The sequence below is a fragment of the Paenibacillus sp. FSL R7-0163 genome, from assembly GCF_037969975.1.
In the GTDB taxonomy this organism is placed as follows: domain Bacteria; phylum Bacillota; class Bacilli; order Paenibacillales; family Paenibacillaceae; genus Paenibacillus_AQ; species Paenibacillus_AQ odorifer.
Genome location: NZ_CP150224.1, coordinates 5,055,329 through 5,068,884, shown reverse-complemented (window position 1 = coordinate 5,068,884; position 13,556 = coordinate 5,055,329). Strand labels below are relative to the sequence as shown.

The 13,556-nt window shown below is 45.1% G+C and carries 13 protein-coding genes; 8 read left to right on the top strand and 5 right to left on the bottom strand.

Annotated elements, in window-relative coordinates:
• Window positions 1-48 precede the first annotated feature (48 nt).
• Both NST45_RS22390 and NST45_RS22385 read left to right on the top strand, forming a co-directional pair.
• On the top strand, window positions 49-975 hold the full coding sequence (locus NST45_RS22390) for an ABC transporter ATP-binding protein (protein ID WP_235219382.1): 927 nt from the start codon (window positions 49-51) through the stop codon (window positions 973-975).
• Window positions 968-1,756, top strand: a complete 789-nt coding sequence (locus tag NST45_RS22385) for an ABC transporter permease (RefSeq protein WP_038568926.1) — start codon at window positions 968-970, stop codon at window positions 1,754-1,756. The genes NST45_RS22390 and NST45_RS22385 overlap by 8 nt, the downstream gene beginning before the upstream one ends.
• Before the next feature lie 8 nt (window positions 1,757-1,764).
• Here NST45_RS22385 and NST45_RS22380 read toward each other — a convergent pair whose 3' ends face one another.
• Window positions 1,765-2,214, bottom strand: a complete 450-nt coding sequence (locus NST45_RS22380) for a polymer-forming cytoskeletal protein (protein ID WP_038568928.1) — start codon at window positions 2,212-2,214, stop codon at window positions 1,765-1,767.
• Between the two features lie 37 nt (window positions 2,215-2,251).
• On the bottom strand, window positions 2,252-3,532 hold the full coding sequence (locus tag NST45_RS22375) for a M23 family metallopeptidase (protein WP_076099409.1): 1,281 nt from the start codon (window positions 3,530-3,532) through the stop codon (window positions 2,252-2,254).
• A gap of 161 nt (window positions 3,533-3,693) precedes the next feature.
• Between NST45_RS22375 and cls the strand changes: the two genes are divergently transcribed.
• A complete protein-coding gene (gene cls / locus NST45_RS22370) occupies window positions 3,694-5,124 on the top strand; it encodes a cardiolipin synthase (protein ID WP_076099408.1) in 1,431 nt (476 codons plus the stop codon).
• Window positions 5,125-5,364: 240 nt separating this feature from the next.
• Window positions 5,365-6,204 (top strand): YitT family protein, encoded by an 840-nt coding sequence (locus NST45_RS22365; protein ID WP_235219386.1) that lies wholly within the window; start codon window positions 5,365-5,367, stop codon window positions 6,202-6,204.
• A 203-nt stretch (window positions 6,205-6,407) separates the two neighbouring features.
• Here the strand turns inward: NST45_RS22365 and ligD are convergent, their stop codons facing one another.
• Window positions 6,408-7,292 (bottom strand): non-homologous end-joining DNA ligase, encoded by an 885-nt coding sequence (ligD, locus tag NST45_RS22360; RefSeq protein WP_036676536.1) that lies wholly within the window; start codon window positions 7,290-7,292, stop codon window positions 6,408-6,410.
• 146 nt (window positions 7,293-7,438) lie between these two features.
• Here ligD and NST45_RS22355 point away from each other — a divergent pair, with 146 nt between their 5' ends.
• The 4 genes from NST45_RS22355 to NST45_RS22340 all read left to right on the top strand — a co-directional run bounded on the left by NST45_RS22355 (window position 7,439) and on the right by NST45_RS22340 (window position 11,499).
• Entirely contained in the window at window positions 7,439-8,017 is a 579-nt protein-coding gene (locus NST45_RS22355; RefSeq protein ID WP_052096798.1) for a sigma-70 family RNA polymerase sigma factor, read from the top strand.
• Entirely contained in the window at window positions 7,981-9,165 is a 1,185-nt protein-coding gene (locus NST45_RS22350) for a hypothetical protein (RefSeq protein ID WP_339823860.1), read from the top strand. The genes NST45_RS22355 and NST45_RS22350 overlap by 37 nt, the downstream gene beginning before the upstream one ends.
• A gap of 686 nt (window positions 9,166-9,851) precedes the next feature.
• The gene (locus NST45_RS22345) at window positions 9,852-10,667 is read left to right on the top strand and encodes a hypothetical protein (protein WP_339823857.1); all 816 of its coding nucleotides are present in this window, start codon (window positions 9,852-9,854) and stop codon (window positions 10,665-10,667) included.
• Between the two features lie 76 nt (window positions 10,668-10,743).
• Complete coding sequence (locus NST45_RS22340) at window positions 10,744-11,499, top strand: hypothetical protein (RefSeq protein ID WP_339823855.1); 756 nt, start codon at window positions 10,744-10,746, stop codon at window positions 11,497-11,499.
• A gap of 44 nt (window positions 11,500-11,543) precedes the next feature.
• On the opposite strand, the gene NST45_RS22335 is transcribed toward NST45_RS22340, so the two are convergent.
• Both NST45_RS22335 and NST45_RS22330 read right to left on the bottom strand, forming a co-directional pair.
• Entirely contained in the window at window positions 11,544-12,491 is a 948-nt protein-coding gene (locus tag NST45_RS22335) for an RNA ligase family protein (RefSeq protein ID WP_038568937.1), read from the bottom strand.
• 12 nt (window positions 12,492-12,503) lie between these two features.
• A complete protein-coding gene (locus NST45_RS22330; RefSeq protein WP_038568938.1) occupies window positions 12,504-13,475 on the bottom strand; it encodes a Ku protein in 972 nt (323 codons plus the stop codon).
• Between the last annotated feature and the right edge of the window lie 81 nt (window positions 13,476-13,556).

Genomic DNA, 13,556 nt, shown 5'->3' with positions numbered 1-13,556 from the left:
AAAGGGTATATGTGGTAAACTAGGTTATAGATGAAAGGAAGTGAGACTATGTCGAATACAGAAATATTGATGGAGCCTGTTGCCCGCCTGCAGGGAGTCACCAAAAAAATCGGCTCGAAAACGCTGGTGAGCGATTTAACGCTGGACATCCCGCCTGGACAAATCTTCGGTTTTTTGGGGCCCAACGGAGCAGGTAAGACTACTACAATACGGATGATGGTGGGGTTGATTTCCATTAGTCGTGGAGACATCTTGATCTGTGGCCGTAGTATTAAAAACCATTTTGAAGAGGCTATCGCAAATATAGGGGCCATTGTAGAAAATCCTGAGATGTACAAGTTCCTATCCGGTTATCAGAATCTGCGCCAATATGCACGGATGGTGCCAGGGGTAACGAAGCAACGGATAGACGAGGTCGTCGAGCTAGTTGGACTAGGTCAAAGAATTCATGACAAAGTTAAGACCTATTCACTGGGAATGCGTCAGAGGCTGGGAGTGGCTCAGGCACTGCTGCACAGACCCAAGCTGCTGATTCTAGATGAGCCAACCAACGGCCTGGATCCACAAGGGATACGCGAGCTTAGAGACTATTTACGACGTTTATGTCAGGAAGAAGGAACAACTGTATTCGTCTCCAGTCATTTACTTTCCGAGATGGAGCTCATGTGTGACAGCGTGGCGATTATCCAAAATGGACGACTGGTGGATGTGAAGCAGCTGAAAGGGGTAGGCAATACTGCAATGCCTCTGGGAGAAACCTTGTTCGAGGTTGATAATGCTGAAGCTGCTCTAGCCCTCATTGGACGTGGAGTATTTAAGAGTGGGGGACTTGTGCTTGAGGCAGAGCGTGAGGAGATCGCAGAATTAAATGCCAAGCTAGTGGCAGGTGGGATTAAGGTGTATAGCATCAGAGCCCTTGCCCGTACGCTGGAGGATCAATTCTTAGAGGTTACAGGAGGTGAAGGAATTGGGTGAATTTACAGCTCTCATACATAATGAGAATATCAAAATATACAGCCGTGTCCGCACATGGATTATGCTGCTTATTCTTGCGGTGATGAGCGTGCTGCTTCCTGCGCTTATTTATTTCACAAGCGAAGGCGATTCATCGCTTATGGGGCTTTGGGACAACTTTCAGATGACGGTGAGTATTGCGTTCTTCTTGAATACAATATTTACCGTTGTAGTGGCTTCTGACTCCGTAGCGGGCGAATTTACCTGGGGAACCATCAAGCTGCTGCTGATTCGCCCGTGGAGTCGCTCCAAGATCCTGCTCTCGAAATATATTTCCATGGTGTTATTCAGTTTGCTTAGCACCGCAGTATTGATTGCTTTTGGCTTTGCTGCTTCGTTAATCTTCTCCTCATCTTCGGGAGATACGATGTCATCCATTACGGCTTGGAGCCCAGCGGAATATTCCTTCCTAGATCTCCTATGTCGTTACATTGAGCTTTTCCTGACCGCTGCTCTGGCTTTCATGGTATCTAGCGTATTCCGCGCAAGTGGACTGGCTATTGGATTATCCTTATTTATTATGTTTGCCAAGAGTATTTTTACGGTTATTTTTAGTCCAGAACGGTTTGAATGGGCCCAATACTTGATCTTCACACATATGGATCTAAGAGGCTACCTATTGTCGGATACGGGTCCGGGGGGCTCTACACTTGGCTTCTCCATAGCTGTACTAGCGGTGTACTATATCCTATTCCTGGCCATTTCCTGGATTGTCTTCCGTAAAAGGGACGTTGCCTCATAGAAATAAGTCTAGCCGGCTTCGAGTGTTCCTTGTGCTTTGGAGGAGCGCTTGGCTGCCTTGTCCTTTTTCATATTACTTTTGGGCTCACCTGCTTTTTCAGAGGTGGGCTGTTCTTGCATGGCAATGGAGCCATTCAGGAGGCTGCCTTCCATAATGCTAAGTGCTCCTGCTGAAATATTGCCATGTAACTCCCCGGTTCCGGTCATAATGAGTCTGCGGTCTGCGGTAACATCCCCGTATACTTTGCCGGCAATCACGATTTCCTCCGCTTTAATACTGGAACGCACTGTTCCTTCTTCTCCTACAGTCACGACACCACTGCAAATAATCTCACCGCTAAAGGTACCCTCAATCCGCAGGTTTGTATCGCATTGCACCTTGCCCTCCAGTGTTCCTCCATGCCCTATTAGGGAATCGGTAGATTTAAAGGGGACACGCTGCTGCCGTTTGTTCCACATTTATAAATTCCTCCTATTATATAAATTGAATGAATCCTTAGGGTTTGACATACGCCAAAGGGTTGACAGTTTTATTCTGCTTCACAACCTGAAAATGAAGGTGAGGACCTGTGCTTCGGCCAGTGCTTCCAAGCAAGCCGATTTTTTGCCCCTTGCTAACCTTGTCTCCGGCAGATACGTTCATTCCGTTCAAATGCATGTACCAGGTTTCCAACCCGTTTGAATGCTTAAGCACGATGTATTTTCCGCGTGCGCCCATTTGTTCCGCAGTAATAACCTCGCCATCTAAGGCAGCATATACAGGATCACCGATGTTCCCGGCAATATCGACACCGGAATGGAAAGCAGACAAACCTTTGAATGGATCTGAGCGGTAGCCGAAGCTTGAAGAAATAACTTTGGACTCGGTAGGCCAAAGCGGTACTGCGTTAAGTCTAGCCTTTTCTGCACGGGCCTTTTGAGCTTGCAGATTTGCTTGTACGTTATTCTCATGCTCTGCCTGTGTGATTGTCTGTGTGATACTTTCCACCATTTCATCAAGCATTCCGTGAATCTCCTCAAAGTCATCCTTAGTTTCTTCCACCAAGCTTGTAGCGTCGTTCTGATACACCGCGATGTATTCTCCACCAACCTGTGGGGTGAGTGTTTTTGGAAGGGCTGCAGTAATGGCTCCAAAGCGGAAACTTATGGCGGATAGAGAAGTGGAAGATGAGTTCTCTTCAGTACTCTGCTTAAAGGAGGTCTCTTTAGGAACAGGAGAAGAAAGACGGCTCGAAAAACCTAATGTTGAATTTGAAGTGGCCGATCCAGCTTTTGATTTTTCTGTTGCGGATTTCTCCGGTTGGGATTCATTCGTGTCTGTAGCGGCAGCAGCACCTTTGCTTTTGTTAATCAATGCTTGCAGCTCCTGTTCCAGTGCATTTACACTCTTCAGCTTGTCTTTAATGTTATCTGCCTCTTCCGAAAGTTCGCTGACCTGGCTACGAAGCTGGGTTAAATCTTTATCCTTGTCGGCGACCTTCATTTCCATGCGGAGATTGGTTAGCGATAGTGCGGCTGCCTCGGCTTCTAGCTGTGAGATGGACTGAGAGGCATGGAAATGCATAGAGGTGACCAGACTGGAGATAGAGAGGGCTGCTGCTGCCGGCAAAGCGAACGCTAGCGGTTTGGAGATGTGGAGCTGTTTGACTGGACGTCCGGCATCCCTTACGACAAGCAGCGTAATCCGTTTATGATCTGGCTGACTCTTCATGGCTTCTCCTTTCTGCGGCTTATGGCAGCCGCTTGCGATACCTGAGGCTAACGACTTTTCTTCCATTAGGCTCATCCGAATTGTCCTACTACTCTATGTATTCCATATCTTTCAGGAACATGACAACGGTTTGTTTGAATAAAGAAGGAGAGTTACGGCAAAACCTGTACTAGAGTCATCGCAGAGAGTCTATTGCATCTGTTTTTATTAATTGAGGGGGTAGAGAATTGAAGATTTTTGCGATAATTCTAATTCTTTTTATCATACAGATTGCATTGATTGTATTTCTGGAGTACCGCCGCCCGCAAAGGGCTATAGCATGGTTGTTTATTTCCTTCTGTTGTCCACCGCTTGGTCTGGCATTCTATTATTTTCTAGGTCGTGACTACAGACAGAATAGAAAATTGAACAAAAGATGTACTTCGCTCTTCCGGGAAATTCGTTCGTATGTCACTGGCAAGATTAAGGTAGTAAAACAAGCGTCGGATACTGGAAACGCTCAGTTTGAGAATAACGAAGGTTTATTGGTTTTGCTTGCAAAGCTCTCGGAAGGGCCTATTACAGGCCATAACAAAAGCAGAGTACTGTCAACTGCGAGAGAAGCGTACGACGCAATGCTGAAAGCCATGGAAGAGGCAAAAGAACATATCCACATGCAATTTTATATTTATCGTGATGATGAGATCGGAGAGCAGTTTCAGGACGTTATGATTCGAAAGGCGCGGCAGGGAGTAAAGGTGCGTTTGCTTTGTGATGGACTGGGCAGTCATCGATTAAGCCGTAGGTTTATTCGAACCCTGAGAAATGCCGGGGTCGAGTTCCACTTTTTTTTACCTCCGATTAGTTCTTTACTGGATCGTCGGTTTAATTTCCGCAATCATCGGAAGATCCTAGTGGTGGACGGATTGATTGGTTTTACAGGTGGAATGAATATCGGGGATGATTACTTAGGAAAGGACGCCAAGATGGGTTACTGGCGCGATACTCATCTGTGTCTAGAAGGAGATTCTGTTTATTATATTCAGTATGTCTTCCTGAAGGATTGGAGACTGGCCTCTGGTGAAGGTATGAGTCATCCTCGTTTGTTCCCTGAGCACTCTTGTAAGGAGCAAGAAGCCGTGCAGATTGTAGGAAGTGGACCGGATGCTGCGATCGATGCTTCTCAGGAGATGTATTTTGCCGCTTTTTGCTCTGCTAGGGAACGGATCTGGATTACTTCACCGTATTTTATTCCGGACCCTGCGATTTGTCGTGCTTTGAAGAGTGCAGTCCTTCGTGGAGTGGATGTTAGAATCATCATTCCGGCGAAGCCTGATAATAAGCTCGTTTATCATGCTTCTTTGTCTTATCTGGAGAATTTACAAGATGCAGGCGTGAAGTTCTATCGCTACACCAAAGGATTTATGCATGCCAAAGTCATGATTGTGGATGACCTGCTGGGTACGGTGGGAAGTGCGAATCTGGATATGCGCAGCTTCTATTCTAATTTCGAAATGACAGCAGTTTTGCTGCATCCTGAGACGATAGCAGTGCTAGTCGCGGGGTTTGAAAAGGATCAAAAGCATAGTGAATTCATTGATCCAGTAAAATTTAAGGAGAGAGGGAGAATTGTCAAACTCGGTGAAGGGCTATGTCAGTTGTTATCACCTCTGTTATGACCGGAAAGAGGACTAAATCTGAATTTTTCGAAGGATAGTACGTGTTCCATTCATTATTAGAGCATATTTTGTGATATAATAATTGTATAAGAAGAAATGTAAGAAAGTATAGATTGTAATTATACTTCCGAATGTTTCAAAACTATATTGTTAAATTGTAGGGGGAGTTCTATGAATGTGAGTCCACAAATGTTTACCAAAGAGGAGCAGAACAAACTGCAGAAGACCGGTGCCCATAAAATGGCTAAGTTCGCGCAGCGTATGGTTATGTTATCCATTGGGGCCGCCATGATGGCTGTTGCACTTGAGATATTCCTAGTACCTAATCAAATGATTGATGGCGGGATTACCGGTATCTCCATTATTTTATCACATTTATTCGACATTCCTCTGGGTATTTTATTGACACTGCTCAATCTTCCGTTCCTGTTAATCGGTTATAAGCAAATCGGTAAGACATTTGCCTTATCTACCTTATATGCGATTTTACTTATGTCTATCGGCACTTCAATGCTGCATCATGTAGAGGCCTTTACAGTTGAACCGATGCTTGCTGCCGTGTTTGGCGGTATCATACTAGGTGTAGGTGTTGGGTTGGTTGTACGTTTCGGGGGATCTCTAGACGGTACAGAAATTGTTGCGATTTTAGTGGCTAAGAAGCTTCCCTTCTCTGTAGGTGAAGTAGTTATGTTCTTCAACCTGTTCATCTTGTCCGGAGCTGGATTTGTGTTCGGTTGGAATAACGCGATGTTCTCCCTGATTGCTTATTATATTGCATTTAAGGTTATTGACATTACCCTTGAGGGTCTGGATCAATCGAAATCAGTATGGATTATCAGCGATAAATTCCGCGATATTGGGGAAGCTCTGACAGAGCGTCTTGGACGTGGTGTTACTTATTTAGATGGAGAAGGCGGATTTTCCGGTGAGAACAAGAAAGTGATCTTTGTAGTTATCACCCGTCTGGAAGAAGCTAAGCTTAAAACCATTGTTGAAGATTGGGATTCTGATGCATTCATCGCAATAGGTAACATCCATGATGTTAAAGGTGGCCGCTTCAAGAAGAAATCCATCCACTAGCGTAGCTCTTAAGTATCATTAACTGAAAGAAGGTATTTTTACGGATAAAAAAGCAATAAATACGGTGAACAAAGCTCGGCATGCCGTATTCTTATATAGTATACCTTCTGTCCTTGAGTGGGACGCCAAATAAGCTCGTAGCATGTAGTTGATGCTGCGGGCTTATTGCTGTTTTTGGGGCTTTTTTCAATGGGATTGCTCCTTTATGGGAGCTTAGCAATGAGCTGTTCAACGGGCTGTGGTGGCACTTTCTCTAAAAGATCTCCCATACGCTGAAGGCGTTCCTCGATATTAAGCAGATGAAAATTAGAGGGAGATACATTTTGCTGAACCTCCTCCCAGAGCAAGGGTGTAGAAACTGTAGCAAGCGGTCTTGCACGCGGTGTGTAAGGTGCAGCTAATGTTTTGCCGCTATAATGCTGGAGGTAGTCAAAATAGATTTTATCTCCGCGATTCTTTTTTAGACGTTCCAGGGTGAACAGGTTGGGATGCTTTTCGGTGACATAACGACCCACAAAATGCCCGATTTTCCGCAATCCATCAAAAGTAACACCAGTCTCGATAGGGACGATGATCTGCACCCCGGTAGCACCAGAGGTTTTGGGTACAGAGGAGAGGCCAAGGGAGGTTAAAACCGCCCCAACGATCGCAGTTGCTTCCATGATACGAGGTTCGATTTCAAGTGAAGGATCAAGATCAATCATCCATTCACAGGGCAGTTCGCTGCCTACATAATGCAGGGAAGGGTGAAATTCCAAAGCAGCCAGATTCCCCAGCCAGATCAGCTCAGGTAAGCCTTGCAGCTTGATATAGTTAATATTCTCGTGTACAGCGGTTTGGACAAAGGCCGGAAGAGGATCAGGCGCATTTTTCTGATAAAAGGACATTCCAGAGATGCCGTGCGGATAACGAATGACGGTAAGCAGCCGGTCTCGGCAATAACGCAGCAGATAGGGAGAGAGTGCAGCGAGCTTTTGCAGATAAATCCGTTTTGTAATGCCACATTCAGGCCACAGCAGCTTCTCTGGATTAGTGATGATGATTTCTTCTCCGTCTATGGTAATTGTACCTTTGATCGCTGCCGGCATCGGGAAACTCCTTTCTGTGATAGGAATGAAGGTATTATGTGTCAGTCTGCTCCTTTTCATGAAAAAAATATTCCCAAAGTGTCCCTTTTGGATGATCATAAGACTTATAAAGATATACGATTATTAGAAAGGGGAGTTTGCTGATTTTGGACGGGATCGAGCACACCGTTGTTCGGGTACAGGCAGGCGAGGTTGAGTCTTATGCCTTGGTCGTCGAGGCTTTTCAAAAGCCGATTTACCGCTATTGCTGTCGGCTGCTTGGGAGCCGTACTGAAGCTGAGGATGCAGTACAGGATATTCTGGTAAAGGCATATCAGCATATAGGCACATACCGCCCTACCGCGAGCTTCTCTTCATGGCTATATAAAATTGCCTACCATCATTGCCTTAGTCTAATCCGCAAACGTCAAAGCCATATAAAGTTTATGGCGCTTTATCAACCAGATCCGCCTGCAGAAAGCCCGGAACAGTTGATGGACCGTTACATATTTAACGAACATCTGACTTTAGCCCTCGCGAAGCTGAAGACAGAGGAGCGAAACCTGTTAGTACTTAGAATCTTTGAGGAACAGAGCTTCCCGGAGATTGCGGAGATTCTGGATAAGAATACTGATGCTGTGAAGAAGAAATACAGGCGAACGATTACGAAGCTTGGCAAAATGCTGAATGCTCAGAAAGGGGGAACGGAATGGTGCGGCAACGAAGCTTTGTTGAAGAGAAAATGATAAAGAAAATGGATGCGGTAGGGAGCTGCGAAGAGCTGGATGTAAAAGCAGCTGTTATGAAACAGGTAAGAGCAATTCATGCACAACAGAATACGATTGGCGGAGAAATGACGAGCGTAGTTAGCGAGCTGAAGCCGTTCCCAGAACCGGAAGATCCTATTATGCAGAAGCAAAAGGAGATGCCCCAACACCCGTCTAGGTTTAGAAAAAGAGTGCTCACTGGAGTCTCCGCGGCTGTATTGCTGGGGATTATCGGGTTGGGTGCTCTGCAGCTGTCTGAACATGGAAAGTTATCGGAACAAGGTAGCCAGTTTACAATTGATATCACAAAACCCCAAGGTGGTATTATTACACTAGTGAACAGCGGAGGGAAGGCTGTTGTGAAGACGGTGCATAATAATACGCCTGATCCGACAACCTCGCCTGCGATAGAGAAGTATCAGAGCTTATCTATGACTTATAAAGAGCAAGTGCTTGCTCGTTTAAACACTGGGGAAATGGCTGCTTATTATGTGAAGGATGCTGAATTAAATAAGCTGGAGTTAGGGTTAGGCTATGGAAATCAATTGCAGTTTGCTTTTATTTCGCCGGTGTATTCGAAATATCAAGACTTCGTAAAAGAATTAAAAACTGTTGGCGATTTCTGGCCAGGGTTGCCTTCCTCGTTAGCTGATGGTTATGAATTCGAGCAAGGAACCTTTAATGCAGCTCCCCTATACAGGTCGCTAGACCCAGAATATGAAGAAATCCTTGAACAATTTCAAAAAAAGGCTACAACCGATAAAACTGGGCAGAACTTATTTATGGAGAAGATAGCTGCAAATTCCATAGATAATGCTGAGGTTACCTACGACAAGGGAGATCAAAGAATTACACTATCCTTAAGGCAGAGTGTTTTTAAGGGTTATACCATGCAAGTGTCTATCTTGGAAGGCCAGACTGCTGAAAAATGGTCTGTGACAGGTACAGGTAAAGAGGCAATATTTATCGCGGCGGGTACTGGAAAAGGGAAGAATGCTTGGTTTTCTCAGAATCGATTGTATTGGTATGATGAAGTCACCCAGATGGTTTTTTCTCTAAGCGACAAGCAGGAGAATAAACTGACTCGTGAGCAATGGCAAAAGATTGCCACCAGTTTTATTCACTAGCTACTGTTCTAACAGTACATTATGAGAAGCTGTCTCAAAAGTAGTGAATTCTACTTGGGAGGCAGCTTTTTTTATGGAATAGGGGAATGATGGATTTTACTGTGCCATGTGACGATATGCCACGCGTAGTGTTCTATGCTAATGGTTGGGGCGGTGGGCGATGTGCTATGTGTGATTTTCCTGCGGCTTGCAGTAGATGATTTTGTGGAATTAGTTGGTATATGTGACGGTGGACTATGGGCGTTACGTTCTGTGTTTGTGCAATGTATAGAGTGCTTTAAACTAATTAGGGAAAAACTCCCTGAAAATAGCCGCTATTTGCCCTAAATGAACGAAATCAGGGAATTCCTCCCTAATAATCATGGGAATTTCTTTATTCGTTGCCGAATTGGCTGAATTTCAGGGAAGTTTTCCCTAATTATAAGTCCGATGAACAGAAATCTCTGAATTTTAGGGAGAAATTCCCCAATTATTCTATAAGAGCTTTACTTATTGCATCACTTGGTGCGTCACTTGTAATGTTAAGAACAAAAAAGAGGCTGTCCCCAAAGTCGTGAACTAGTTGCTTGGGACAGCCTCTTTTTTGTGAGAAATGTCCCTTTTTCTAATGTTGGATTGTTATAGAAGTGTAGTTAAAAACAGGGGTGAAAATACATTTACCTTATTGAAGGAGAGGATGTTAGAAATTGAAGCTCCATTCTGATTTCAAAAAAACAGTTATCACGTTCTCTGCAGCAATCTTGCTGGGAACAGGAGTGGCCGGGGGTGTGGATGTACCCGGCTTGTCTTCTACAATTGCGGCGGCATCAGGAGCACAGGTTGCATCACAAACCGATCAGAAGACCCAAAAGGAATTGCAGGCACTCGTAGCTGGAGTGAAGGAAGGTACGCTTTTGGCCTACTACGTACGGGATAAAGTCTCCAATCCACAGGATACGATCAGCTTCTCTGGCAAAGGGTTTGTTTTTAAAGACTATAAATCCTTTGCAGCTAAGTTTAAAGCGCTAAAGGGTCCGTCTATTCCGCAGCCCGGAAATCTTCCCAAAGGCTTCACTCTGGCGACAGCCATCATCTATCCACCGGCTGTAGCTAATGATTCAGAGCTGTACTTGCAACTAGAGCAGGAATTGAAAGCAGCAGCAGCTGCTGGTAATTCTAATAAACAGTTGTTTAGTAAAATCATCAGCTGGAACCAGACGAATTTGTCTATGCAGCTGTATGTCAAAGGAAAAGCTAATTTTAGCATTGTAACTGGGTCGCCGCCCGCCAAACTTCCAGAAGGAGCGGTACCTTTTGTACGAGCTTCGGAAACTAAGAAAGAATTAACGGTCAACGGCAGGAAAGTAGTACTTACAACTGATTCCGCTAAAGACGCAAGCTTTAACACAAAGCTAGTGTGGCTGGATAACTCAGGCACGATACAATATACCCTTTCAGACAATCGGGCCAGTACGCTGACGACAAATGAAATGTTAGCGGTAGCTAAAACCATAATCAAATAACCAAGGGGTTAAGGAGGATATCATAATGATGATTAAGAAAAGCGCGGCGATTACAGCCTTAAGCTTATAAGTATTGATGAGTGAGGTGAGTGGAACAGCAGGCGCAGTGCCTGCGGGGAGTAATAATAAAAGTAAAGCTACCGCACCCGTTGAGCCGAATACGCCCGTATCTTCAACGATTGAAGCTTTGATTGCCCAAGAAAATACGGTTCCCTTACAAGCAGGCGAACTTAAGGTTCTGTATGTAAATGATAAGAAATCTAATCCATATGAAACCTTGAGTATAAGCTATATGCCATATAGATTCAGTTCTGTAAACGAAGCGGCGCAGAAGTTTTTGTCCTTAAGCGGGAAGTCACTCCTGATACCCACTTCTCTACCAGAGGATTATAAGTTGCAGGATGTCGTTTTAAATCCAGTGATTCCAATGTTTTTTAGCTCAGAGTATAAGACTCTCAGGGATCAGTTGAAAGCTAAAGCCCAAGCTGCTGGCAAAAAGGTGATTTCGCAAAGCTTGAAGTGGAGCAATACAGAAACTTCTATCACCTATCTACGAAATGGAGAGAGGGTGAATTTAAGATCTGCACCTGCATACACGCTACCGGAAGGGGTGACTTTGGCCCAGCTGCCTGGCGACCAAGATGAGAATTTGAACATCAACGGAGTTGAGGCGGTTTACACAGTTTTTGGGCCTCATCACGGAGATCTTAAAGTCCAGCTGGTATGGTCCAGTGCTGATGGAAGTGTCGATTATACGTTTACAAGTACAAAAAATACTGCGCAGACAAAGGCAGAGCTGGAGGCCCTTGTAACAAGACTTACAGTGCAATAAGAAACGTCCTCCCACTTGAAATTGGGAGGACGTTTCTTATTAATTTATCCTTTTTGCTCCATTGTGCATGACTCCGGGGGAAGATCCACTTTAGCTTGAGTAACAGGCTGACGCAGAGTGCCAGAGGTGTTCCATTCCAGAAAATGAACTTTGAAGACGAGCTCCGGCTTTATCCAAAAAGCACCCTTGCCTCGCTGTGGAACATCGGCAAAGGGCATCCGATCCAGCTTAAGGCGGTGTGCCTCCGCAGTTAAGTCACGTTTATCCTGTACAGTCAATTTGCCCGGACCGGCATGTCCGATATAATGCAAATTTCCTTTATCATCATAAAGACCAAGAAGTAGTGCGTTAACGATACCGTCACGGAACGTCACACCCCCCGCTACAGCTGTAATATCAGAACTGATTTTGCGTTTCTGCCAACGTTTATCTTTTCCGCCCGGAGCATAAGTACTGTTGATGTCCTTGCAGACGATTCCTTCCAAACGCTGGTTCTGAGTTGCGGCGAACAGTTCTGTAGGATCGGTATAACTTGGCACAGCTTGAACATGGGGATGGGGCAGCAGAATGTCACTTAACAGCTGCTGCCGCAAGAATAATGGTTGATCCATCGTCGATTGGCCATTATAAAACAGAATATCAAAAATCATATAAATGACAGGAACCTGATGCCTAACGACGGAAATCGTGGAACCATTTTTTAAACTGTCCCTCCGCATCACCTCGTGAAATGAGGGTTTGCCGTCCTTGAGTGCGATGATCTCACCATCAAGAATAACGGAGCCAGCCTTGCAGTAAGCAGATACATCAGTAAGCTCCGGGTATTGCATGGTACGGTAATTGCCACGTCTGTTAATAAGCTGAGTAGTGCTTCCATCGTAATAGGACAACATCCGCACACCGTCCCATTTAATTTGTGCGATCCACTGGTCACCTGCTGGAAGCTGCCCAGCCAGTATAGGTTCAAAAGGAATAATGGGCTGAAGCTTCATCCGCAGAGCCTCCTAAGATACGGTTGTTTTGCTTTTTGTGCTGCGGCGTTTCGGTTTCGGCGTAATAACAGGAGTCGGCCCGGAGACCTCGTTTTGCTGCTCCGCAGGTTCCGCGGCGGTTGTTTTGGTCTTGGTAGTTTTTCTTTTGGCAGCAGGAGCCGCTTTAGTTTTGGTTTTTGTGGTGCCTGTTAATGAAGGACCAGGGTCTGAAGGAATATGCTGCACAGCTTGAATACTGGCCTGCAAGGCAGCCATTAGATCAATCACATTGCTTTCCTGTTTAGCAGGAGCGATATGAAATTCCTCGCCTGCAATTTTATGTGAAATCAGATCAAGCATACGCTGGCGATAATCATCGGTATATTTTGCCGGATCAAAAGGAGTGGATAGCTGTGAGATCAGCAGCTTAGCCATTTCCAGCTCTTTATCGTTCACTGTCCCTGCTTCGGGCAGACCGGGCACTTGTGAGATCGGCCGCACCTCATCGGGATAAAAAATGGTCTCAATCGCAAGGCAATCCTCAAGAACACGGATCGCTGCCAGACTGCTTTTTGAGCGGATTGAAATTTTGGCGATGCCAATTTTACCTGTCTGCTTCATGGCCTCCATAAGAAGTCGATAAGCATTTGAGCCTGCCTGATCCGGGGATAAATAATAGGTTTTTTGAAAATAAATCGGATCGATTTCCGTCAGGTCAACAAAGTCGAGAATGGAGATGCTTTTACTGGTCTCGTCGGATAGTTGATCCAATTCCTCTTTGTCGAAGAGAACAAACTTCCCTTTTTCATACTCATATCCTTTACCGATCTCTTCCCAAGCGACCTCTTTGTCACACACCGGGCATTTGCGTACATACGACAGCGGGCTGCCACATTCCTTATGGATATAACGCAGAGAAATGTCCTTGTCTTCCGTAGCGGAGAACATTTTAACCGGAACATGCACAAGCCCGAAGCTGATGGCACCTTTCCAAACGGTATGCATGAGAAACACCTCCTGATCTAAGTTGATTTGCTTTGGGTTAGTATGAGGCAGGAAAGGCTTTTCTAGCCGGGTGCATTTTTT